16 protein-coding genes are annotated in these 24,491 nt (G+C 72.6%); 5 read left to right on the forward strand and 11 right to left on the reverse strand.

Annotated elements, in window-relative coordinates; all coding sequences use genetic code 11:
- Window positions 1-680 precede the first annotated feature (680 nt).
- Window positions 681-1,496, forward strand: coding sequence for a DUF3105 domain-containing protein (locus tag MXD61_RS09915; RefSeq protein ID WP_248812544.1), 816 nt, complete (start codon window positions 681-683; stop codon window positions 1,494-1,496).
- Window positions 1,497-1,737: 241 nt separating this feature from the next.
- Here the strand turns inward: MXD61_RS09915 and dnaN are convergent, their stop codons facing one another.
- The 9 genes from dnaN to MXD61_RS09960 all read right to left on the reverse strand — a co-directional run bounded on the left by dnaN (window position 1,738) and on the right by MXD61_RS09960 (window position 11,564).
- Window positions 1,738-2,961 (reverse strand): DNA polymerase III subunit beta, encoded by a 1,224-nt coding sequence (gene dnaN / locus MXD61_RS09920; RefSeq protein ID WP_248812545.1) that lies wholly within the window; start codon window positions 2,959-2,961, stop codon window positions 1,738-1,740.
- A gap of 197 nt (window positions 2,962-3,158) precedes the next feature.
- Window positions 3,159-4,232, reverse strand: coding sequence for an NDP-sugar synthase (locus MXD61_RS09925; RefSeq protein WP_248812546.1), 1,074 nt, complete (start codon window positions 4,230-4,232; stop codon window positions 3,159-3,161).
- Between the two features lie 303 nt (window positions 4,233-4,535).
- Window positions 4,536-5,468, reverse strand: coding sequence for a glycosyltransferase family 2 protein (locus tag MXD61_RS09930; protein WP_248812585.1), 933 nt, complete (start codon window positions 5,466-5,468; stop codon window positions 4,536-4,538).
- Between the two features lie 205 nt (window positions 5,469-5,673).
- On the reverse strand, window positions 5,674-6,804 hold the full coding sequence (locus MXD61_RS09935) for a glycosyltransferase family 1 protein (protein WP_248812547.1): 1,131 nt from the start codon (window positions 6,802-6,804) through the stop codon (window positions 5,674-5,676).
- Between the two features lie 82 nt (window positions 6,805-6,886).
- The gene (locus MXD61_RS09940) at window positions 6,887-8,188 is read right to left on the reverse strand and encodes a glycosyltransferase family 1 protein (protein ID WP_248812548.1); all 1,302 of its coding nucleotides are present in this window, start codon (window positions 8,186-8,188) and stop codon (window positions 6,887-6,889) included.
- Between the two features lie 116 nt (window positions 8,189-8,304).
- Complete coding sequence (locus tag MXD61_RS09945) at window positions 8,305-8,622, reverse strand: hypothetical protein (protein ID WP_248812549.1); 318 nt, start codon at window positions 8,620-8,622, stop codon at window positions 8,305-8,307.
- Window positions 8,623-8,627: 5 nt separating this feature from the next.
- Window positions 8,628-9,341, reverse strand: coding sequence for a class I SAM-dependent methyltransferase (locus MXD61_RS09950; RefSeq protein ID WP_163549044.1), 714 nt, complete (start codon window positions 9,339-9,341; stop codon window positions 8,628-8,630).
- A complete protein-coding gene (locus MXD61_RS09955) occupies window positions 9,338-10,576 on the reverse strand; it encodes a glycosyltransferase (RefSeq protein WP_248812550.1) in 1,239 nt (412 codons plus the stop codon). The genes MXD61_RS09950 and MXD61_RS09955 overlap by 4 nt, the downstream gene beginning before the upstream one ends.
- Window positions 10,577-10,580: 4 nt before the next feature.
- Window positions 10,581-11,564: a glycosyltransferase family 2 protein gene (locus MXD61_RS09960; protein ID WP_248812551.1), complete on the reverse strand. Its 984-nt coding sequence runs from the start codon at window positions 11,562-11,564 to the stop codon at window positions 10,581-10,583.
- A 311-nt stretch (window positions 11,565-11,875) separates the two neighbouring features.
- On the opposite strand from MXD61_RS09960, the gene MXD61_RS09965 reads away from it, so the two are divergent.
- From MXD61_RS09965 to MXD61_RS09980, 3 genes are all read left to right on the forward strand, one after another.
- A complete protein-coding gene (locus tag MXD61_RS09965) occupies window positions 11,876-12,550 on the forward strand; it encodes a DapH/DapD/GlmU-related protein (RefSeq protein ID WP_163549041.1) in 675 nt (224 codons plus the stop codon).
- Window positions 12,551-12,742: 192 nt separating this feature from the next.
- The gene (locus MXD61_RS27990; protein WP_285223216.1) at window positions 12,743-14,887 is read left to right on the forward strand and encodes a DUF2142 domain-containing protein; all 2,145 of its coding nucleotides are present in this window, start codon (window positions 12,743-12,745) and stop codon (window positions 14,885-14,887) included.
- 753 nt (window positions 14,888-15,640) lie between these two features.
- Window positions 15,641-18,037, forward strand: coding sequence for a WD40 repeat domain-containing serine/threonine protein kinase (locus MXD61_RS09980; protein ID WP_374628722.1), 2,397 nt, complete (start codon window positions 15,641-15,643; stop codon window positions 18,035-18,037).
- Window positions 18,038-18,121: 84 nt separating this feature from the next.
- Here the strand turns inward: MXD61_RS09980 and MXD61_RS09985 are convergent, their stop codons facing one another.
- Complete coding sequence (locus MXD61_RS09985; RefSeq protein ID WP_248812552.1) at window positions 18,122-20,371, reverse strand: class I SAM-dependent methyltransferase; 2,250 nt, start codon at window positions 20,369-20,371, stop codon at window positions 18,122-18,124.
- Window positions 20,368-22,956 (reverse strand): haloacid dehalogenase, encoded by a 2,589-nt coding sequence (locus MXD61_RS09990; RefSeq protein WP_248812553.1) that lies wholly within the window; start codon window positions 22,954-22,956, stop codon window positions 20,368-20,370. Before MXD61_RS09990 ends, MXD61_RS09985 begins: the two co-directional genes overlap by 4 nt.
- Window positions 22,957-23,313: 357 nt before the next feature.
- On the opposite strand from MXD61_RS09990, the gene MXD61_RS09995 reads away from it, so the two are divergent.
- Complete coding sequence (locus tag MXD61_RS09995; protein WP_248812554.1) at window positions 23,314-24,258, forward strand: ABC transporter permease; 945 nt, start codon at window positions 23,314-23,316, stop codon at window positions 24,256-24,258.
- Window positions 24,259-24,491: the final 233 nt, after the last annotated feature.

Here is a 24,491-nt window from a genome sequence, read left to right on the forward strand (position 1 = left end):
ACCTCCCCACCTCCCCACCGCACCGCCGGCCGCACCGCCGATTTCTTCACCAAGTCTCGACAGTGTTGGATCACGGACATTCTGACGTCCGATATGAACCAAATAAGCGTTTAGTGCGCCTCGGTGGCGGATGGCCGCCGCTTTGACGTGCCCAGATCGCGGCCAAGATCACGAGATGCCGAGGCTTCTTCAAGGATTTCGACCTCCCACGCCTAACAAGCCTCGGCATGCGACCGAACAACCCTCGGCACGCGGCCTCGCCAGTGAACGCACCCACCACGAGTGGCCGAACAGTAACCATCGGACGGCAACATTCCGACGAACCCCACCGGACGGCAACGGCCGGACGGTGGTGACCAGGCGACAACGGCCAAGCAGCGGCCGCCGGACAGCGGTGGGGTCCGGCGGCCGCCGGGCAGCGGCGACCGGGCAGCGGCGACCGGGCAGCGGCGACCGGGCAGCGGCGACCGGGCAGCGGGCGGGCAGGCAGTGGGCGGGCAGGCAGTGGGCGGGCGGTGATGGGGTCCGACGGGGCGACAGAGGGGCGATGGAATTGGTATGAAATGTTCGTATTCTGGACTTACCGTGTGCAGCCGAAGCAGGTGTTCCGGGTGTCGGCCCGCGGGTCGGATGCATCCTGACGGTGATAACTGGTTCGACACTTCGTAGGATCAGCCACCGTGGGGAAGAAGAGCACCGAACGCAACGCCCGACTCGAGCAGCTGCGCCGCGAGCAGAAGCGCAAGGCACGCCAGCGGGCACTGCTGATCTACGGCACCACGGGTGTCGTGGTGATCGCGCTCCTGGTCGGTATCGTGATCTACTCGATCGCCGACTCGAACGCGAAGAGCAAGACCCACAAGGTGGGTTACGTGGCGGGCGGGTCGTCCGCGGCGGTCGCCGCCGGCTGCACCGGCACGGTCAACGATGCGTCGCAGGGCTCCGCGCACGTCTCCACGACCGTGAACTACAAGGTCTCCCCGCCGTCGTCGGGCAGCCACAACCCGGACCCGCTGCCGGATGGCATCTCCTTCTACAACCCGGCCTCCGGCATCCCGACCGAGCGTGCGGTGCACAACCTCGAGCACGGGTTCGTCGTGGGCTGGTACGACACGAGCCTGCCCGCCGCACAGGTGGAGAAGCTGCGCTCGCTGGCCAAGGATGCCGGCCCGCGGTTCATCGGCGTGCCCTGGACCAGGGGCGCGTTCCCGGACGGCAAGCACTTCGTCCTGACCGGCTGGGACCGCACCCAGCGGTGCACGACCGTGTCCGCGGATGTCATCAAGCAGTTCGTCGACAAGCACGCCAACCCGAGCCTTGACGGCGCGACCTGGGACTCCCCGACCGCTCCCGAGTCCGGTGCGGCCGGCGGCACCCTGGACGTCTCCGCGGACGGCCCGCTGACCGCGGCCGCCGCCGGCTCGGCGGCCTCGGGCGACGCGGCGACCTCAGGTGCCGGCACCACGACGACCGCACCGACCACCCCCGCCCCCTGACCTCCACCCCGCGGGACACCCGTCCTTCGGGACCTCCACCGCACACAGCACGTCCACCCTCAGGACGTCCACCCCTCAGGACATCCACCGCACGAGACCAGGGCGTCCACCGCACGGGACCTCGACCCTCAGGACATCCACCGCACGAGACCAGGGCGTCCACCGCACGGGACCTCGACCCTCAGGACGTCCACCGCACGGGACGTCCGCTCTCCGCGGCGTCCGGAGCAGCGCCCGCCGCTTAGGAGGGCGAGGTTGAAGAGGGCGAGGTTGAGGGGGGCGGCACGGGCTGGGGGTCGGTGCGGATGGGCATGAGCAGGTAGCGGAAGGCGCCGCCGCCCGGGCGGCCGTCGGGGTCGCCCGGGACCTTTCCGGTGAGGACGGCGGGACGGGCGTAGGCCTGGGCCGGGTCGGTGTCGACGAAGCCGATCGTCGACTCGTCGTCCTCGATGGCGCTGAGGCCGTCCAGCAGGTAGGTGGGGTTGAACAGGACCGACAGTTCGGGGCCGGTGTAGTCGACCGGAATGATCTCGCGGCCCTGCGCGCCGGTGCCGTCACCGGCCTCGGCGACGATCTGACCGTCGCTGACTGTGAAGCGCAGCGGGGCGGTGCGGGTGGCGACGACGGCGACCCGGCGGACGGCGGCGGCCAGCGTCGCCGTCGCGGCGGTCAGCGTGTACGCGGCGGTCTCGGGCAGCAGCTTGCGGTAGTTGGGGAAGGCGCCTTCGATGAGCCGGACGATGGTCTGGCGGCCGGCGGCGGCGAGTCCGAGCCGGGCGCCCGCCGGGTCGGCCAGATCGAGGCCGACCACGATCCGGGACGCGGAGGTGGGGCTGCGGGCGACCTCGGCGAGCACCTTCGCCGAGACGTGGGCCAGGGCCCAGGGGTCCTCGACGGTCGGCTGCCAGCTGATGCCGCGTACGGCGAGCCGGTAGCGGTCGGTGGCGGCGAGTGTCAGGCCACGGCCGGAGATCTCCAGCCGGATCGCCGTGAGCACGGGGACGGTCTCGTCGCGGGCGGCGGCCGGGGCGACCTGACCGATGGCAGCGGCGAAACCGAGGGTGTCGACCTCACCGATCGGGGTGGGGAAGCTCGGCAGTTCGGGATAGTCGGCGACATCCATCAACGGGACGGTGAACCGCACGCTGCCGCAGCGCAGCACCATCCGCTCGCCCTCCACCGCCACCGTGATGATGGCCGCGGGCAGACTGCGCACGATGTCGGCGAGCAGCCGGCCGGGCACCAGCACCCGGCCGGCCTGCGCGACGTCGGCCGCGACCGGCGCCCGCACGGCGACCTCGGTGTCGAAGGCGCAGACCCGAAGGCCCGGGGTGGCCGAGGTGGCATCCGCCTCCAGCAGCAGGCCGGCCAAAGCGTTCGGGGCCTGGCCGGGACGGCTGGGCAGGTGCCGCGCGGCCCAGCCGGTCGCGTCGGCGAACACGTCGCGTTCCACGCTGAACCTCATGGGCCGATTGTCCTCGTCACAGCGCGGAAATCGCCGCATTCACCGGCCGGTGTCCGTGTTCTGCGTACCAGCAGGCGCTTTGGACAACATCCGGACCACGCCCACAGGCGCCGGCGGGCCAGGCGGGCCAGGCGGGCCAGGCAGTCAGGTGGGTCAGGCAGTCGGCTCGGCTCGGGTGGTCGGGTCGGCTTGGTGCGTCAGGTGCGGTCCGAGCTGAACCGGACGGCTCCGGCGGCGAGTCGCGCGCCGGGGAACACGCGGGCGCCGGCACGCAGTTCGTTACCCGCCTCGACGACGGCACCGTCGCCCACGACCACACCGTCAAGCACCACACCGGCGCCGACGACGGCGGCGCGGCCGATGACGCTGTCGCGGACCGAGGCGCCCGCCTCGATGACGGCCCCGTCGAACAGCACCGCGCCGTCGACCGCGGCGCCGGCACCCACCCGGGCACCCGCGCCCACGGTGGCACCGCCGCTGATCTTGGCGTCGGGTGCGACGACCGCGCCCTCGAGGACGAGGCAGTCACCGATCGGGCCGGGCAGCGCCGAGGAGACCATCCGGCCGGTGACCAGGTCGCGGCTGCCCTGGACGAACGCGGCGGGGGTGCCCAGATCCAGCCAGTAGGTGCTGTCCGGGTAGCCGAACACCGGGGTGCCGGCGGCCAGCAGGCCGGGGAAGGTCTCGCGTTCGACCGAGACGGGTCGACCGACCGGGATCGCGTCGATCACCGACCGGCGGAACACGTAGCATCCGGCGTTGATCAGATTGGTGGGCGGGTCGGGCGTCTTCTCCAGGAAGGCGATCACCCGTCCGGCGTCGTCCGTCGGCACGACACCGAAGGCTCGCGGGTCGACGACCTTGGTCAGGTGCAGGGTGACCGCCGCGTCCGTCTCGGTGTGCCGGCTGACCAGCGCCGTGATGTCCAGACCGGACAGGATGTCGCCGTTGAAGATCACGACGGGCTCGTCCGGGTCGCCGCGCAGCCGTTCGGCGACGTTGCGGATCGCGCCGCCCGTGCCCATCGGCTCGGTCTCGGTGACGTACTCAAGCCGCAGGCCGTGGGCCGATCCGTCGCCGAAGTACTGCTCGAACACCTCCGCGCGATAGGAGGTGGCCAGCACGACCCGGTCGATTCCCGCGTCACGCGCACGGGCCAGCATGTGCGCGGTGACCGGCACCCCCGCCACCGGCAACATCGGCTTGGGAGCCGACATCGTGAGTGGGCGTAGACGGGTCCCCTGACCGCCGACAAGCATCACTGCGTCCATGCAGCGCAGTGTCGCAGAACACGGGGGTAGCCCATAAAGGGAGCCGGAAGCGCGCACCCGACCGACAGCTCACGGTAACCCTGACAGTGCGTTTCGTATATTCTCGGTGTCCGCACGTCAGGGCGTTCAACACCGATACATCATGATCCGCCCGGTTTCACGTGAGATCCGCGCAGACCACGACATACGCTGCACAACCCGCATTCGCCGTGACGCGAACCTCACGCTCGGCCAGACTCCCCCGGGACCGGGTGTGTCGCGAGCGGCGGGACCAGCGAGCGGCGGGATCAGCGAGCGGCGGGATCAGCGGCCGGCGGTAGAGCCGGCGGTGGGGCCGCTGGAGGGAAGCAGGCCGGCGGAGCGGGTGGCCCGGGCGCCGGCGCTGTCCTTGGCGAAGGCGAGCACCAGCAGCAGGCGCAGGCCCAGCCCCACTCCGAGCAGCAGCCGCAGCGGGGCCCTGGCCGGGCCGGGGTACTGCCGGGAGAGGTAGCGGAACATGCTGCGGTGATGGGCCAGCACCATCCGCCGGGACGATCGTTTCGTCGAGTGCCCGCCCAGGTGCTCCACCACGGCGGACGGCACGTACACCGACTCCCAGGCGGCCGTCCCGAGGCGCTGCCCGAGGTCGACGTCCTCCATGAACATGAAGTAGGACTCGTCGAAGCCCCGGACGGCCTCGAACGCCTCGCGGCGCAGCAACTGGCAGGAGCCGGACAGCCAGCCGGCGCTCATCTCCCGGGGGGCGCCCCGCTCCCGGCGGTAGGAGACCGTCCAGGGGTTCGTCGGCCAGCACCAGCCGAGCAGCGCGTGGCCGATGCCGCGGCCCAGTGAGGGCAGGTTACGGGCGGACGGGTAGAGCGCCCCGTCGGGGTTGGTGATGCCGGGGCCGAACGCCCCGCCGCGGGGCCACCGCTCGGCGGCGGCGATCAGTTCGTCGAGGGCGCCCGGCGAGAACGCGATGTCCGCGTTGGAGATGACCAGCCACGGCCCGGGAGCCCCCCGGGCACCACGGTTGATCGCGCTGCCGTACCCGAGGTTGCGCCCGGGCCGCACCAGTTCGACGCGCTCACGGTCGCCGGCGGCACGGGTGCCCGCGTCCAGCTGGGGGGAGTTGTCGACGATGACGACCTCGACGGGCCGGCTGGTGGCCTTCTCCAGGGTGTCGAGGAACGGCCCGATGATCTCCCCGGAGTGGTAGGTCACGACCACGACCCGGATCTCCGGCCCCACATCCATGCGCACGCCCGCCCGTCTCACCGACCCGCCTGACCGGCGCCCCACGCCCGCTGCCGAGCCGTCGCGGTCCTCACGCGGCCCGAGGGCGCCGCCAGCGGCCAGGATGCCGGGCGACGGGTACGCCACAAAGACCGTAGCGCGGCCTTTGTGACCTCCCTTGCGCCGGGGGTGGCGGTTTCCCGCCGGCACCCGAGCGCGACCAGCCTCAGCGTTCGGCGACGGCCCGGGCGTAGCTGGCCAGGTGTGCCTCTGCGCTGGCCGCCCAGGTGAACTCCCGGGACCGGGCGAGGCCGGCCCGGCCGAGCACACCACGGCGCTCGGCGTCGTCGAGCAGGGCGCCCATCTCCCGGGCGATGGAGTCCGGGTCCGGCTGGGTGTAGGCGACCGCGTCGCCGCCGACCTCCGGCAGGGACAGCCGCGGCGTGGTCAGCACCGGGGAGCCGCACGCCATCGCCTCGAGTACGGGCAGGCCGAAGCCCTCGCCGTGGGAGGGGTAGGCGACCAGCGTCGCCCCGCCGAGGTAGCCCGGCAGATCGGAGAAGCGCAGGTAGCCGGGGCGGATCACGCGCAGGTGGCTTGGCACGGAGGCGACGGCGGCATCGACGTCGTCGTCCCAGCCGGAGCCGCCGGCGAGCACGAGCGCGGGTGGTTCGTCCCGCCAGTGCACCGCCTCGGCCCAGCCACGGATCAGGTTCGGGACGTTCTTGCGCGGCTCGAGCATGCCGAGGAACGCCACGTAACGGGAGTCCCCGAGGCCGAGGCGGCGGCGCACCCGCAGCCGGTCCTCCTCGGTCGGCGGGTGGAAGGTCGACGTGTCGACGCCGTGGTAGGCGACGTCGGTGGTCGTCGACTCGGCGTCGAGCACCCGGACGAGCTCGTCCCGGGTCGCCTTCGACGGCACGATGATCCGGCCCGCGCGACGCACCGCGGTACGCATCGCGGAGCGGAAGAACGTGCCCTTCACCGCGGTGTGCATATCCGGCTCGGTGAAGAACGTGACGTCGTGGATCGTCACGCACACCGGCTGGTGTGCCCGCAGCGGCATGGTGTAGTGCGGCGAGTGGATGACGGCGGCGCCGACCTGTTCCGCCACCAGTGGCAGGCCGGTCTGTTCCCACGCCAGCCGCGCTGGCCGGTGGGCGATGGCCGCTGGCCCGGACAGAACGGTGGCATGAGGCGCCATCCGGCTGTACCGTTCCTCATCCGACCGCTGGCAGACCAGCGCCATGTCCGCACCGGCCGCGCCCAGCGCCGCGACCAGCCCGTCGACATAACGCCCCACGCCACCACGGTCTGCCGGGACCGAAGTCGCGTCGACGAGCACCCGGGGTCCCACGGCGCTCCTTCCCTGACGCGCCACCCTGGTAGGGGCGGCGGATCGCTTCACGGTGACCGCTTGCTACTCAACGGGGGCAACACTACGCCGGCCCGTCGTCGGCGACGGACACGGCAGGTGAACCGCAGACTCGACGGTAGAGCGCCCACGTTTCCCGCGCTGCCGCATTCCAGGTAAACATCTGGGCTCGGGCCTGTCCGGTGCTCGACAGCCGGGCCCGCAGCGCCGGGTCGCCGACGAGCCGGCGCACCGCGGCGGCCAGGGCCGCGACGTCGCCGATCCCGGTCACCAGCGCGGCCGGGCCGGCCACCTCGACCAGCGCCGGCGTGGTGGAGACGATCACCGGCACGCCGTGCGCCATCGCCTCCACCACGGGCAGGCCGAATCCCTCCGAGCGGCTCGGTGCGAGCAGCGCTCCGGCCCGCGACAGGACCACCGCGAGATCCTCGTCACTGATCCGCCCGAGAGTGCGGACCCGGTCGCCACCAAGGCCGAGCCGCGCCGCCTCGGAGCGCACGTCCAGCCCGCCCCAGCCGGGCGCCCCGACATGCACCAGCGGCAGGCCGGGATCATCGGGATGACACAGGGCGGCGAGCGCGGTGTCGAGTCCCTTGCGCGGCTCGCAGGTGGCCAGGGTCAGCAGGTACCCGCCGGCCGGCGGCAGGCCCAGCCGCATCGCCCGGGCCTCCGCGTCCGCCGGGACCCGCACGACCGCTTCGGTGACGCCCTCCCCGATCACGTGCAGGCGCTGCGGGTCCAGCGGCAGGTGCCGGGAGATCTCCGCGGCCACGGCCAGGGTCGGCACGACCACCGCGTCGGCCAGCCGCGCCGCCCGCTCGCCCATCTGCCGGTGCCAGCGCGCGCCGTGTGCGGTCAACGTCTCAGGATGGGTCCAGGGCACCGCGTCGTGGATCGTGACGACCAGCCGGGGCCGGGGCCGAGCCCGCTCGAGGGAGTCCGCCAGCGTGCCCAGCAGTGACCGCCGAATCCGCCGTGCCGCCGCGCTCGGCTCCGCGCCGGACCCGCCACCGGCGGGCCCACCGCGCATCCGCTCGGCGGCCAGCCGGACGGCCTGACCGCTGGTGCCACCGGCCGGCGGGAGCAGCAGCGTCGGCGCGTGCAGGACGTCCACCCCGCGGGGCGCGGGACCCACACCACGGGACCAGGTCGCGGCCAGCGCCCGCCTGGGCAGCGGCAACCGCATCGGCCCGAGCACCCCGGGTAGCGCCGCGGCGTCGAACCCCCGGTGCGCCGCGCACCAGCCGGCCACCACGTCCGGGGGCTGCGCCGTCCGGGCGAGCGCGGCGGCGAGCTCAGCGCTGTACCGCCCGGTTCCTCCCGGCACGGGAGCGAGCAGTTGCTCGACCACAAAGCCCACACGCACGGTTCACAGTCTGCCCGCGTCCGGTCGCCCTGTCGGGACGACCCCCCTGCGACTACCCACCGTCGCGACCATCCGCCGCGCCGCTTCCGACCGCCGCGCCGCTTCCGACCGCCGTGCTACTTCCGACCGCCGCGCACCGCGCCGATCACCATCAGCACGCAGAACAGTCCGCCGATCGCGTAGCCCCACCAGCGCTCACCGAACGTCGCGGTGGCGGCGCCCATACCGAACACGACCAGACCGAACACCAGCACCGTCATGAAGACGGCCAGGAACCGCTGCGCCACCCGCGAGGACGACGGCGGTGGCGGACCGGTGCGCGGTGGCAGCGGGGCGGCGGAACGTTTCCGGCTCGGTGGTGTGCGCCGCGGGCCCTCGCCGGACGAGGACGAGGACGGGGACGGGGACGGATCGTCGGTGCGTCGGGCTGCCATGGACGTCAGCTCGCGCGCTTGCGGGCGTGGGTGAGCACCACGCTGCCCGCGTCGTCGGGTGTCCGCCGGTCGGCCAGCGCGATGGCCGGGGAGAGCACCGCCGCCGCGTTCCACCCGGCCCGTCCACCTCGGGCGGACAGCGTCAGGTAGAGCCGCTGGGCCCGCTCGCCGCGGAACATGTACGTCTGGCGGACGACGTCCATCCCCGCGTCGTCGAGCAGGCCGCGCAGGACCTTGCCCGGGTAGAGGTGCTTGACGTGGTAGCGGGCCCGGTGCCGTTCGAGCAGCTCCGGCCACTGCGCCGAGCCGGTCAGCGCGTCCGCCGACATCACCAGGTCGCCGCCGGGGCGCAGCACCCGGGACATCTCGGCGAGGGCGGCCGGGCCGTCGTCGAAGTGCTCGATGGCGCACACCGACATGATCACGTCGAAGGTGGCGTCCGCGAACGGCAGTGCGAGCGCGTCCCCCTCGACCAGCCCGGGGTGCCCGCGCAGGCGCCGGCCGAACTCCAGCTTGTGCCGGGCCAGGTCCAGGCAGACCGCGCGGGCGCCACGCCGGACGGCCTGCCCGGCCCAGTAACCGTCACCGCCGGCCACGTCCAGCACGGTGCGCCCGGCGAGCTCGCCCGCCCAGGACAGCAGCGTGCCCACCTCACGCCGGCGCATCACGTGGACCTGATGGCCCACATAGGCGAGGGCGTCGTCTCGTACGGGACTCACCGGTCCACCTTTCCATCACGATGTTCGGTTTCGCCGGCGAGGGCGGCGAGCGTCACGTCCAGGTACCGGGCCCAGGCGGCCGGCACGTCCGGCGGTGCGACCTTGGCGCGCAGGTCAGCGAGCACACCTGGCGCGTAGAGCCGGCGTAGTGCCTCGGCGAGCGCCTCGGCGTCGTCCGGCGGGACGAGCAGGCCGTCCACCCCGTCGCGGACGGAGCTCGCGAGCGTCCCCACCGTGGTCGCGATGACCGGCAGCCCGTGCAGCCGGGCGAGATCGACGTTCTGGGACGCGGTACCCGCCCGATACGGCAGCACCAGCGCGTCGGCGGCGGCGAACAACGCCGGGACGTCCGCGGCGTCGACATAGCCGGCCCGCAGATCCACCCGGTCGGTCAGACCCAGCTCGCCGATCAGGCTCTCGGTGGCCGCCACATCCCCCCAGAACTCACCGGCCACGGTCAACCGCACATCGCGGGGCCCGGCCGCGAGCGCCCGCAGCAGCACGTCGAGCCCCTTGTACGGCCGCACCAGCCCGAAGAACAACAACCGCCGGGACGTCTCGCCGCCCCCGCCCTCCGGCTCGAGGACGGCGTCCGCCGGACGGCGGCGGGTGGGCGAGGACCACAGATGCGGGGCCATCTCGGCGGTCACCACCGGGACGTCGGCGAGTTCGGCGGCGAGCTCGGCCTGCGCCGGGGTGTGCACCAGCACAGCCGAGGCCCGGCGCAGCACGGCGCGCACCAGTGGCACGTCGATCCGACTCCGCTCGTGCGGCAGCACGTTGTGGCACAACGCCAGCACCGTGGGCCTCGCCAGCACCGTGGGCCTCGCCAGCACCGTGGGCGTCCCAGCCGCCACCCGGCTCCCCCGCCGAGCGCGCCCGCGCCTGCCACCGACCCCGCGCAGGCCGGCGAGGATGGCGAGGTAGGCGGGGGCCTGTACCGGCGTGACGACGACCAGCACCACCGCGTCCACCGTGCGGCGCAGCCGGCGGCCCAGCCGCAGCCAGCCGTCCGGCCGGCGCCAGGACAGCGGGTAGCTCGTCGCCCCGAACGGCTCCATCTCGGGTTCGCTCACCCGGGCCTGGCCGGGGTACAGCCGGGCCGGATACTGCTCGGACCAGGACTCGATGACCACCTCGTGGCCGCGTTCGGCCAGCCGGTGGGCGAGCTCGGTGGTGTGCTGGGCGATGCCCCCCTTGTAGGGATGCGTCGGGCCGATCAGGGCGATCCGCATCCGCTCAGGTACCGCTGCGGGACCTGGCCACCAGGTCCCCGATGAGCGCCAGGACCGCGATCTGGAAGCCGACCAGGATCGCGAGCAGGGTGGAGGTCGCGACGTGGAAGTCGTAACGGACCAGGTCCACGACCAGCTTGATGAAGCCCAACCCCATGATCCACAGGGCCAGCGGCATCAGTACCTTGAGCGGGTCGAAGTACATCACCATCCGCAGGACCTGCAGGATGTAGCGCCGCGCGTCCTTGAACGGGTGGAACTTCGAGGTCCCGGCCCGCTTGGCGTAGTCGATCGGGATGTAGTCGACCGGGTGCTGGTTGGACAGGAACGACATCGTGATCGTCGTGACGCAGCTGAACCCGGGCGGCAGCAGACGCAGGTACGGCAGCGAGACCTCGCGGCGGAAGGCCCGCAGCCCCGAGTTCAGGTCGGGGATCCTCATCCCGGACAGCCGCTGCGCGATCATCCGGATCAGCCACTTCGCCGGCACCCGCGCCCACTTGTGGGTGCCCTCCTCGGTGAGGCGGGCCCCGACGACCTGGTCGACGTCCAGGTTGTCGTCGAGGTGGCGGACGAACTCGGGGATGCGCTCGTTGGGGTAGGTCATGTCGGCGTCGGTCCAGACGACGATCTTCCCCCGGGCATCCTGGGTGCCGATCCGCCGGGCGGTGCCGGAACCGCCGTTGCGGCGGAACGCCATGATCCGCATCCGCGGGAAGCGGGGGGCGGCCTCGCGCAGCACCGCCAGGGTGTTGTCGGTGGACTTGTCGTCGATCGCCAGGATCTCGTAGGCGTATCCGCTGACGTCCATCGCGGCGCTGATGCGTTCCAGCTCGCGCACCACATGGTCCTGCTCGTTGTAACAGGGCAGCACGATGGTGACGTAGGGAACGCCCGGGGCGGACCCGGGCTGCTCGTCACCGGCCCCGGGCTGCGTCGGGGTGCCGCTGTGCGGATGCTCGGGTATGTGGATGGCGCTGACACTCACGTCGGTGTGGCTCCCGCTCCTCGTTCCCGGCGGTGAGCGCCGCCGGCCCGACGGTCCTTACCGCCGGGGTCTGGCACGCCCCGCCGGTCCTGCGGCCTGGCCGCCCAGAACTGGTCTGCGGGCGGCCCGAGGTCGTGATGTACCGGCAGCGGCCGGCGGCATGGCGGTGGTCGCGGCGGCTCGTCCCCCCCGAACCGCCGCTCTAGAGTGGCACGCCGCACCCCACCGGCCGACCACCGGCCCACCTCCCGGCCACCCGTGGCCGCCTGCCGGCGGGTGGTCGTACCACGCCTGCGCCTACTGTTGCGGAGGTGAACGCGTACAGAAGTGATCTCCGTGAGTATGTTCGGCACGTCCGGGCGCTGCGTGCGGCGCGGGAGACCTCGGCCCGCTCCTTCGTGGCCGGCCTGCGCTACCCGTTCGCCCACCGCCAGCCGATCTGGATCGGCTCGCCGACCGTCATCCAGGGGCGGGAACGGATCGAGTTCGCCGACGGCGCCGCCCTGCGGGTCGGTCTCGCCCCGTTCGGTCTGACGTCCAAACGGGACACCTCGATCATCCGGGTGCATCCGGAGGGACGGCTGCGCTGCGAGGGTGTCGTGTCGTTGCAGCGTGGGGTGCGGGTCGTCGTCGACTCCGGGGTCCTGGAGCTCGGCCCGTACGCGAACGTCAACGGCTTCGCCAAGATCCTGGTGCGGGAGCGGGTGTCCATCGGTGCCTACTGCAACGTCTCCTGGGACACCCAGCTGCTCGACAACGACTTCCACCCGATGATCGTCGACGGTGTGGAGCAGCCGATGAGCGGGCCGATCATCCTGGAGGACCGGGCCTGGATCGGCGCCGGCGCGATCGTGCTCAAGGGCGTCACCGTCGGGGAGAGCGCCGTGGTGGCGGCCGGTTCCGTGGTGACCCGGGACGTCCCGCCGAAGGCCGTGGTCGCCGGTTCACCGGCGAAGGTCGTCGGCCACATCGACGCCTGGCGCTGACCCCGCGGGCAGCCCTGACGCCGACCGCGGGGACTAACGGCGCCGACCGGTGGGAACCACTGTCCGGGACGTGCCCGGAACGCACGGGCTGACGTGCACGGACACCCGGCGGCGACACACGGGGGGTGGCCGTCAACTGGATGGGGGTGTCCGTAACATGACACCACCTTCGTCCGATGGGACTGCGCAGTCTTGGCTGACAAGCTGGAACCGACCGCGGCGGCCCGTTCCGCCACCTCCGGATCCCTCGCCGGGATCTTCCCGCCGGGTACCCACTTTCGGCCATGGCGCATCGTGCGGTCGGCGCCACCCGTCATCTGGATCCTCACGCTGCTGTTCACCGCGATGCTGGCCAGCTGGTCCGTTCTGGTGCCGCAGTACCACGCTCCGGACGAGCCCAACCACGTCGACGCCGTCATGCGGCTGGTCGAGGGGTACGGCTGGCCGCATCCCGGCCATGCGAAGGTCACCCGCGGCGGCGTCGGGGCGATCATGGTCTCGCCGTACGGGGTCGACGACGCGCCCCGCGAGCTGTCCGCCGGGCCGTTCACCGCCGAGGACGCCGAGCCACGCGAGTACCGGCCCAGCTGGCGGACCCTGGAGCGGACGCCGGCTCCGGTGGGCGGAATCCAGCAGATCGTCCAGCATCCGCCGTTGTACTACTGGGTGAACGCGACGGTCCTCAAAGCCCTCCCGGGCGATGCCGACGACCTGCGCTGGGATCAGATCATCGGCATTCTGCGCCTGGTCAGCGTGCTGATGGTCGCCCCGCTGCCGTTGCTCGCCTGGGCCGGGGCGCATCGGCTGGCAGACGGCAACCGGATCGCCGGCACCTGCGCCGCCCTCGTCCCGCTCACGATCCCGCAGCTCACCCACATCGGGTCCAGCGTCAACAACGACAACCTGCTCGTGCTGACCGGGGGCCTGGCCACCGTCGCGGTGGCGTACGTGCTGCGAGGGGACACGTCGCTGCGGACGGCGGGGTACACCGGGGCCTTCGTCGGTCTCGCCCTGATGACGAAGTCGCTGGCGATCGTGCTCGTGCCGATGGCCGCGCTCGCCTATCTGGTGGCCTGGTCCCGAAGCCGACGGGACGCCCGCGCCGGCGCGGCCCGGGTCGCCGACGATCAGCGGCCGGTGCGCCTCGGGCTGTCGACCCAGCCGGTCGGGGCGGCCGCGGCGGCACCGCGGGTGCCGTGGCGGCCGATCGCACTCGGCGGTGTGATCATGGTCGCGCTGGGCGGCTGGTGGTGGATCGTCAACGTCGTGCGCTGGGGTGCCTTCCAGCCCGAGACCCCCGGCTTCCCCCTCGGCCAGTACCTGGGGGACGACTGGGGCGCCTACACCGAGGTCCTCGTCAACGGCACGATCCTGCGCTGGTGGGGGTCGATCGGCTGGTTCGAGGTGAACCTGTCGACGATCCCGGTGCGGGTCGCGTCCGCCCTCGTCGTCGCGCTGTTCGCGCTCGCCCTGATCCGGGCGCGCAGTGGGCGCTCCCGGGTCGACCTGCTGTTCATGCTCTGGGTGACCTGGGGCCTTTTCGCCCTGATGACCCTGCAGTCGGCGAAGAACTTCGACCGGCAGTACCACGTCAGCGGGATCTCCGGGCGCTACCTGTACGCGGGCCTCGCGGCGCTGGCGATCGGCGTCGGGATGGGTGCCGCGGCGCTGGGCCGCCACCTGTCCCGGGTGATGCCGCTGCTCTTCCTCGCGGGCGCGGCCACCTTGCAGTTCCTCTCCGTCCGCCGGGTGTTCCCGCACTTCTGGAAGCCCGAGAACGGCGACCTCGGGGACGCCTGGACCGATATGGCGGCCTGGTCGCCCTGGCCCGAGTGGATCCTGATCTGCTTCGCGGTGGCCGTGTGCGGGCTCGCCGTCGCCGCAGTGGTGGCCTGCGGGTGGCTCGCCGTCATCGGCCCCACGGCGACCACCCCGGACTCGACGGACCCCGACGCCGCCGTGTCCGCCCGGTTCACGGCCTTCGCCCCCGGCGCGGCCACACCCGGCGCGACCCGCTCCGTCGACCGCGGCGACCCGACCGGACGAACCACCGCGGACACTCTGACCACCAAGGACACTCTGACCACCACGGACACTCTGACCACCACGGACTCCCGGACCACCACGGACTCCCGGACCACCACGGACTCCCGGACCACCACGGACTCCCGGACCACCCTGGACGCCAAGGTCACCGCGGGTGCCCGGGCTGGCACCGCCCGGGCGCCCGGGCTGCAGGACACCACCCGCCGGCGTGCCGCCGAGGTCCTGCGCGGCCCGACCCGCGACCCGCGACGGACGACTACGAACCGGCCCAATACAGATCACCAAGAGTAACGATCTATTATAATCCGTGAATATCCATCGCGGAGCGTGCGCGCCACTGCGGGCGGCGGCAGACTGACACTGACTCCGGGCGCCTGCGACGGGCACGGCCCCCGTCGGCGCGGACCCGCGCTCGGCGGGTCGTCCTGCCGCGGCTGCACCCGAGCGGCCAACCCACCGTTTGGTGGGTTCGGCAGATCATGAAACACTGATCGCGCGGTTCGGCCCCGCAGGGCCACCGGCCGGGCTCGGGGGGACATCGTGCGCCGCAAGCGGGAGACGGACGAAGGGCGCTCCGCGTCCTCCCCGTCCGCGCCGCAGCCGGTCGCTCCGCAGCCGTTGACCGCTCCGCCAGCGGCCGCCACGCCGGCCGCTGCGCCGCTGGCCGCCCAGCAGCGCCCGAGTGGCGCCACCGGCCCCTCACGTGCCGCGCCCTCCTCTCCCGTCCCCACCGGTCCGGCGCGTACGCCGGCAGGGGCCGAGCAGGTCCCACCAGGCGGGCCACCGGCGCCGCGTACCGACACTCCCGCTGTCACGTCCTCCGCCGCCAGTCCGGTCACCGCCGGGCGGAACGCGGCCACGCCGGGCCCGGCGACACACGGTCCGGCGACACACGGTCCAGCGACACACGGTCCAGCGACGCACAGCCCGACGACGCGTGGTTCGACGACATCCGGTCCGGCGACGCACGGTGGCGCGGGCGCGGGCGCGGGTTCGGCGGGTCAGACCGGTGGGGGGCGGTCGGGTTCGGCGATCCCGGTGGGTGTGGCTCCGCTGGAGCCGGGTGATCTGACCGGGCTGGACCGGGTGGAGCTGCTGGGGCGGCTCGGCGAGGGCGGGATGGGCACGGTCTACCTCGGCCGGGGGCGTGAGCACGCCACCGGGTACGCCGGCAGGCTGGTCGCGGTGAAGGTCATCCGGCCGGATCTGGCCCGGGTGCCCGAGTTCCGGGCCCGGTTCCGCCGGGAGGCCGACATCGCCCGTCGCGTCGCCAGGTTCTGCACCGCCGAGGTGCTCGACGTCGTCGATCCGCCGGGTGGGCTGCCCTACCTCGTCACCGAGTACATCGACGGGTTCACCCTGGCGCAGACCGTCGCCGCCGAGGGTCCGCTGCGCTCAGCGGATCTCGAACGGCTCGCGGTCAGCGTGGCGGCGGCGCTCACGTCCATCCACGGCGCCGGGATGGTGCACCGGGATCTCAAACCATCGAACGTGCTGCTGTCCTCCCTCGGACCGCGGGTGATCGACTTCGGGATCGCGCGGGCGATGGACGCCCCGACGATGCTCAGCCAGGAGATCCAGCGGATCGGCACGCCGGCGTTCATGGCGCCCGAGCAGGCCAACGGTGAACCGGTCTCCGCGGCCGCCGACGTCTTCGCCTGGGGTGGGCTGGTCACCTACGCGGGGACCGGATCGTTCCCGTTCGGTGACGGGCCGACGCCGGTGCAGCTCTACCGGGTCGTGCACCGCGAGCCACTGCTCGACGGGCTGGACCCGAACCTGCGTCCCATCGTCGAGGAGGCGATGCGCAAGGACCCGGCGGCCCGTCCGACCGCCCGCGATCTGTTCCTCCGCCTGGTGGCCATGGGCCCGCCGACACATCCCGACCCGGACGTGACCAGGGTCATCCACTCGGCCGCGCCGCTGGCCGCGCCGCCGCAACGGTCCGCGCGGACCGGCGAGGCCTTCCCCGCCTCGACCGGCGGCGCGACCGCTGGTGGGACCGCCGGCAGCATCCCGGGCGGCGGTGGTGGGGACGGGCCGGCAGCGCATGGCACCGGGGCGGGTGCTGTCACCAGGCCAGGCCGAACGGGCGTGGGGGCCGAGGTCGGCGCCGGCGACGGGGGCCCGGCGACCCGGCCGCGGCGCAGGTGGGGCCGGCGGCGGATCGCGTTGCTCGCCGCGCCACTGCTGGCGGTCGCACTGATCACCGCTCTGGTTCCGCTGGCGCTGACCTCCGGCGGTGGGGACCGGCCAAGCCACGAGGAGGTCGCCGAACGGGTGGCGCTGGCCGCCGAGGCGGTCCGTACCTCGGACACGGACCTCGCCGCCCGGCTGTCGCTGGCCGCCTACCGGATCGACCCGGACGCCGAGGCCCGCGCGGCCCTGCGGACCTCGTTCGCCGCCGCGACGGCGACGGTGCTGCGCGGGCACACCGCGTCCGCCCTGGGCGTCAGCATCAGCCCGAACGGACAGCTGCTCGCCTCGACCGGTGCCGACAACCTCGTCCAGCTGTGGGACATCGCCGACCGGGCCCATCCGGTGCGCCTGGCCACCCTCAACCGGCACCGTTCCTGGACGTTGGACGCCGCGTTCAGCCCGGACGGCACCATGCTCGCCACCGTCAGTTACGACCGTAGCGCGATCCTGTGGGACCTCAGCGACCCGCGTCATCCCGTCGAGGTCGCCGACATCCTCGGGCATGACGGCTGGGTACTCGATGCCGCCTTCAGCCCCAACGGCAGAATCCTCGCCACCAGTGGCTACGACAACACCGCCCGGCTGTGGGACGTCAGCGATCGGCGCCATCCGCGGGAACTGTCCGTCCTCGACCGGCACACCAGCTGGGTGAACGAGGTGGCCTTCAGTCCCAACGGCCGTCTGCTGGCCACCGCGAGCGCCGACCGGACCGCCCGCATCTGGGACATCTCCGACCCGAGCCATCCCCGTCCGCTGGCCGCGATCACCGCACACACCGACTACGTCTGGGCCGTGGCCTTCAGCCCCGACGGACGGCGCCTGGCCACCGGCAGCTACGACGGGACCGCCCGCATCTGGGACATCACCGACCCCTCCCGCCCGGAGGCCGTCGCCTCCTTCCCCGCGGACGAGAAGTGGGTCTTCGACGTCGCCTTCAGCCCCGACGGCCGAACCCTCGCGACCGCCGGCTGGGACACCACCGTCCACCTGTGGGACGTCACCGGCTCCGGACGTCCCCCCGCCGCCGGCACGATCAGCGGCCACGGGGACTGGATCCAGGCCCTCGCCTGGACACCGGACGGCCGCGGCATCGCCACCGCCAGCGACGACTACACCATCCGCATCAGCAGCATCGACGACGCCAGCCTGATCGCCGCCGCCTGCGCGGACCCGTCCCGCCAGATCACCGAGACCGAGTGGCAGCGCTACATAGCCGACGTCCCCTACCAGCCGGTCTGCTGACCCCCCGCCGATCATCTGTATCGGGGTGCGGGGGGTGGTCGCAGGACCTCGAGCCCGTCAAGCCGACGCTCTGGTGACGCCGGGTCAGCGGGCTGGTGGGCTCGGACGACGGCGCAGGGCGGGCAGGGTGGTGCGGGTCGGACCGGCGACGTCGACGACGCGGGCCTGGACCCGGGCGAGGCGATCCTGGCCGGTGGGACCGAGCCGGGCGCGCAGGGCGGTGCCGGCGACCCGTGCGACCTGGGCCAGTCGGGACTCGTCCCCCGCTGGCCCGCCGCCCGGCGAGCCAGCGCTACCGTCCGTGCCGTCGACATCGAGCAGTCCGGATTCGGCTGCCCGCCGACGCAGCTCACCGAGTTCACGTTCGAGTTCGGCGATGCGGGCGAGCTGGTCCAGGTCGGTCGCGGCGAGCCGGCTGCGTTCCTCGTCCAGCCGGGACCACTCGCGCTGGCGGACGCGGGCGGCGGCGGCCGCGGCGTCCTGTAGTCGTAGGACGTGCAGGTAGAGGTCGATGCGGTTGCGCTCCAGGCGGGACAGCAGCGGGTTGGAGACCCACGGTGTGAGCAGGTCGGCGACGCGGCGCGCCCAGGGCGCGCGCCGGTCGACCACGACACCGAGGCCGAAGACCGGCGCGACGGTGAAGAACCGCAGGTCGGGTTGTTCGGCGATGAAATCCTCGATCGCGGTGCGGACCCCGTTGCGCGCCCCGCCCTCGGCCAGCGCCCAGGCGAACGCGCCCATGCCGCGGAAACCGCCCCGCACCGTGCCGGGATTGTCGATCTCGACGCCGACGTCCCACGAGTGGGGTTGACGGTCGTTGCCGGCGATCCGATCCGGCGCGTAGTACTGGTCGCGCCGCCCGGCCGGCCAGCCGACGTCATGCAGGATCACCAGCGGGAACGACGATCGGCCGAACCGTTCGACGGCCCCGGCGATCGCCTCCAGTTCACCGCGCACCGTGGCGTAGTTGTGATCGCCGTCGAGGAGGTAGGCGTCGGTCGGGGCGTGGTCGTCCAGGGCCTGCGGGCTGTGACCGCGGATGACCTGCACGTCCAACCCGCCGCCGGAGGTCGGCTCCACACCGGGATTCGGGTCGACGACGACGAGCCGGCCGCCCCCGCCGCGTCGGAGCAGGTCGACCAGCAGCGAGGTGGTGACGCCGCTCTCCGAGCCGATCTCGGCGACACTGCGCGCTCCGGACGCCTCGACCAGCGGTACCCAGATCTCCCGCAGATCGGCCAGCGAGTGCAGCAGGAGTGGCGCCCGGGTCCGCGGGGCCGCCTCGGTCACCTCGCGGGTGTGCTCGTCGCCGCGCGCGGGCACTACCCGCGCCCCCTGCGACCGAGCCACACCCCGTTCCTGCGTGACCCGCTCTCCCGCGGCCGGTTCCCCCGCGGCCGGTTCCCCCGCGGCCATGGCCGCGAGCTCGGCGAAGCTGTCTCGCACCGCGCCACTGTCCGCCTCCGTCGGGTCCCCCGTGCCGGACGACACGGCATCCCTGGACGACACGGCATCCCTGGACGGCACGGCATCCCTGGATGGCACAGCCCCGGCGGAGGCCACCGCGACGACGGAGGGAGTGACCTCGGACGGCGACGCGACGGCGGTGGGCACCACGTCCACGGTGGGAAGCGACGTCTCGACGGACCTTTCGTCCGCCACCAGGGCTTCGTCCGCCGCTGAGACTTCGTCCGCCACATCAGACATCACCGGCGGTTCGGTCCCTACCAGCGGTTCAGCCGCCTCCGAGGATTCGTCCCGCACCGAGGGTTCGGCTGCCAGCGACAGCTCGGCCTGCGCTGACGGTGCCGTGGCGATGAACGGCGCTGTTTCGATGGACGGGCTGGTTTCAGCGGACGAGGTGGCCTCGGTGGACGAGGTGGCCTCGGTGGAGGGAGGCGGGGCAGGGGTGGTGCGTGGCTGGTCGTCGGCCGGCGGCGCGGCGGGGTACTGGAAGGCGGCGGCGAGGGCGAACGGGCGGGCCCCGGCCGCGCGGCCCAGCGGGCCGGTGAGCGGGTCGGTGAGGGGATCCCATGCCTGGCCATCCGGGCGGGTCCACGCCGGGAGTCGCCCGGACGTGGACGGACCGGTGGGCGTGGACGGACCGGTGGGCGTGGTTGGTGGCGGCGTCCCGGGTCCGCCGCGTACCTCGAACGGCCCGCGCACGGGCTGCTCGTCGGCCTCGGCCGACGCCGGCTCCGCGGCCTGGAAGGCCGATGGTTCGGGAGCCTGGCGGGCGTGCGGTCGGGTGGTCCGGGACGAGGCCAGCTCGCCGCCTTCGGCGGTCGGCCCGGCCCCGGCGGGGTCGGGAGCGGGATCCGCCTGTTCGGTCACCGCAGTCCTCCCAGCTCGCGCCGGATCTTGCGGGCGGCCCGCACCGGCAGCCCGTCGCGGGCCGGACCGGCCGCGGGCAGTGCCAGCGGATCGCCGCGGATGCCCATCCAGCCGAAGGCCATCTCGACCTCCAGAGCGTAGACCCCGGCGAGCTGTGGCTGCGACGTCAGATCGATGGTGTAGACGAACTGTGGGTCGTCACCGACGATCTCGACCAGGTTGGATTGCAGCAGTCGCAGACCGACCAGCGCGAGCTGCTGGGCCGGGTCGTCCAGCGAGGTGATCGTCACCTTGTAGGGCTCGCTGATGTTGTTGATGTGAAAGGACAGCGTCAGCCAGTCCAGGCGCAGCAGACCGCGCCGGCCGGCCGGGTCGATCCGAATCCGCCGGGCGCCCACGGCGTCCACGTGCAGTCGTACCAGCGACAGCCCGTCGCGGGCCGAACGGGTGATCGCGGTGTCCTTCGTCCCGTTGACGAAGTCCGCGCCGGTGTCGACGTAGACCTCCACCGGGCCGGCCGCGGCCTCGGGTGAGACCTCCTCGGACGGGACGCCCGCGGCGGCGGCGAGCCCGGCGACGATCGCCAGCGGGCGGTTCGCCACCCCGGCGACCCCGGCCGGCCAGTACAGCTCGCGCATGGAGATCTTGTCGACGTCCGCCGGGGTGAGGTAGGGCATCCGCCGTACCAGTTCCGGGGGTAGCAGACCCTCGCTGGAATCCGAGCCGAAGTTGTCGTCATGCGCCCAGGACCCGAACGCGGCGGCCTCCGCGGCGGTCGGTCGGGCGATGAACCGGGTCAGCGTGCGCAGACCGGCGTGCCGGGCCCCGGGGGCTGACAGCGGCGGCATCGGCGTCTCGGAGCGGCGGTAACGCAGCCATTCCCGCTGGAAGGCGAGGATGCCGTCCTGGACTGCGGCCCGCTGGGCGACCTGGGTGCGTGAGGTGCGGTCGATGCTGAGCACCGGGTTGCTCATCTCGTCGAAGGAGACGAGCGAGCCCACATCGGGCATGCACAGCTGCTCGAGCACCTCGGGGCTGCGCATGAGCTGGTTGGCCAGCATCTCCGGCTGGCCGCCGGAGGCCAGGTAGCCCTCGAGCTCGAGGCCGCCGAGCCGGTGGACCAGCGCCGCCTGGTTCGTCGCCAGGTACAGGCCGAGGATGTCCAGCCGGCGCCCGGTGGAGGCGAGCAGCCGGGCGAGCAGGGCCTGGATGGTGCCGCCCCAGCCCAGGTCGAGCACGACCATCCGCCCCGACTCGGGCAGCTGGCTGTCCAGGTAGTTGACGTAGCGTTCGCGCAGGCGGGTGGCGGTGAGCACGATCTCGCTGCGAATCCGCTCGTCCGAGCACAGGGCCTCGAGCGTGTCGTCGAGCAGACCGGGCACGTCCAGGCGGCGCTCGGCCAGCGCCGAGATGCCGGCGACGTTGTCCAGTCGGACGCCGAGCTGGCGCAGCAACTGCCCGACGCTGGGGGCGTGCCGGCGGACCAGGAAGCTCTTCAGCTCCTCCGGGCTGCCCTCGAACACGTTCGACAGCGCGCACACCTGCCGGGACGCCCACACCGTGGACGTGGTGATCCCGATGTCCTCACCGGGGTCGACGAGCAGCCGGGACAGGAAGTCGCCCTCACGCATCAGGCAGTGGATGTGGTCGGCGCCGAAGTCCCGGGCCCGTTCCACCGCCCATTCGGCGAAGCCGGCGAAGACCGGGCCGAACACGGTCGCGCCGGTCTCCCAGTAGCGCCGCAGCCCGGCGGGGACGGCCAGCGCGTCGGAGCGGTGCAGCGTCCGGGCGCGCAGGGCGGTCATGCCGTAGTCGCCGTCCACGGGGTCGATCGCGGTGTCGTCCCCGGGCTGCCCGCGCAGCCCTTCGAGTTCGAGGGTCTGGCGCAGCGAACCGGAGTACTTGGGGTAGTGGATGGCGACGAGCCCGTGCTCGCGGGCGCCCTCGACGTCGGCCACGGGATGGTCACCGAGGTGGACGACGCGGGACGGCTGCAGCTTCGAGGCGGCCAGCATGTGCTGGAACAGCCCGTCGCTCTTGGACGTCCCGGCGTCCGACGAGGTGAAGATCCGGGTGAACTGCACGCCGGCGATCTCCGGGCGGTTCAGCAGCCGCTCGAGCTGGCCGGCGGAGAAGTACGTGTCGGAGAGCAGGTACACCGGCAGGCCGAGTTTGGTCATCGCGAGTTCGGCGAGTTCCACGACGGCGAGGTCGGCCCGGCACAGCTCGCGCTCGACGGCGACCTCCGCGTCGATCAGGTCCTGCACGCCGGCGGTACCCGGCAGCGCCGGCAGCAGCAGCTGCCAGATCTCGTCGAGGCGGACCTCGTGGGTGCCGCGGGTCTCGTGCGCGTGCACCCGGGCGAGGTGCTCGGCGTGTACCCGCAGCCGGGCGAACTCGCCGGGGGACACGCTCGCCGGGAGGTGCCCGGCGTCGGCGAGCCGGTGGCCCAGCAGCAGGAACGCGTGCGTGGGTTCGGGAACCATGCGCCAGAGCAGAGTGTCGAACACGTCCAGGGTCAGGGCCTGTGCCCCGCCCGACTCCAGATGCGACCACACTTCGCGTAGTCGGACGTCGGTGAACACGGCCGTCCCCTCCATGCGGCCCTGGGAGCGGCCGCCTTTTGCCGGGTGGCCCTCGACGGCACACCGCACGTCGAGTATTCCCGAGCGGCATCAGCCGGCCGAAGCCAGATGGACGCCATCGATACTATGGAGCACGCTTCGACCGCCCACCACCGGACCGGATGGTGACACCCCGGACAGGCGGCGTCGTGCTCCTGACAGTGGCACGGTAGCGTCAGTTTTCCGGCCGGATGCGGGACGCTTCATCATCGTTCACCAATGGTTGTGCTCCTACCACCATGTCGCCCACGTGCCGGGCCAGGTCAGGAGGAAGGGGTCGGGCCGTGCTGGTCGGGTCCAGTGAGGAGCGGACAGGCTGTGTCACATCTCGCTGACGCTCCGGCGCCGGCTGTGGGTCCGGTGACGACGTCACCGCCACCCGCCCCGCACGGTGAGCCGAACCACGCCGCGGATCCGAGCCGTCTGGCCCGTCGCAGCCGGGCGCAGACAAAGGTCCGCTGGGAGCTGCTGCGCAACCTGGTCCGCAAGGACCTGAAGGTCAAGTACAAGGGCTCGTCGCTGGGGTTCGCCTGGTCGCTGGCGAACCCCATGCTGCTGCTGGTCGTGTACACCTTCGTCTTCCAGGTCGTGCTGAAATCCGGCATTCCACGGTTCGGCATCTACCTGATGTCCGGCATGCTGATCTGGAACGCCTTCTCCGGCAGCGTCTCCTCGGCCTGTGGAAGCGTGGTGGCGAACGCGAACCTGGTCAAGAAGGTGCGCTTCCCGCTGGCGGTGCTGCCACTGTCCGCGGTCGGTTTCGCCGCCGTGCACTTCCTGTTGCAGCTGCTGGTGCTGTTCGTGGTGATCCTTGGGCTCGGCTATCACCTGCTCGGGCCGAACCTGCTGCTGCTCCTGCCTGCGGGCGCGGTGGCGCTGGTCTTCACCATCGCGATGTCCCTGCTGGTCAGCGCACTCAACGTGCGCTACCGCGACACCTCGCACCTGCTCGACGTCGCCCTGCTCGCCTGGTTCTGGCTCAACCCGATGGTCTATGCCTTTGGTCTCATCCAGAACCAGCTGGGCGAATGGACCTGGGTCTATCTGCTGAACCCGATGGCGGTGGTGATCATCTCGTTCCAGCGGGCGATCTACGATGCGCCGGCGAACAACTCCACCGGGAAATCGGCCATCCTCGCCCATGACGGGTACGGGTTCTATCTGGAGCACCTGGCCATCGCCGGCGCGATCTCCGCCGTTCTGCTGCTGATCGGGATGCGGGTGTTCCGCACCATGCAGGCGGACTTCGCCGAGGACCTGTAGATCGAGCCCCGGTGACGTGCCCGCCCCGATCCGGCGCCCCGGAACCAGCCCCCCGCCAGGACGATGCGATCATGGATATCGGCACCCGGCGGCCAGCGAGGAGTTGCAGTGGCACGACACTCGTCCGCACATCAGCGCGGCGCGGCGACATCGCTGCCCGCCCCTACCGAGCGCGCCCCCGAACCGCGGGCCGCGGGGGCCGCGGGCGCCGCCTTCCCCGGCTCCGGTGGGGC

It is taken from the genome of Frankia sp. AgPm24 (genome assembly GCF_023243055.1).
GTDB lineage: Bacteria > Actinomycetota > Actinomycetes > Frankiales > Frankiaceae > Frankia > Frankia umida.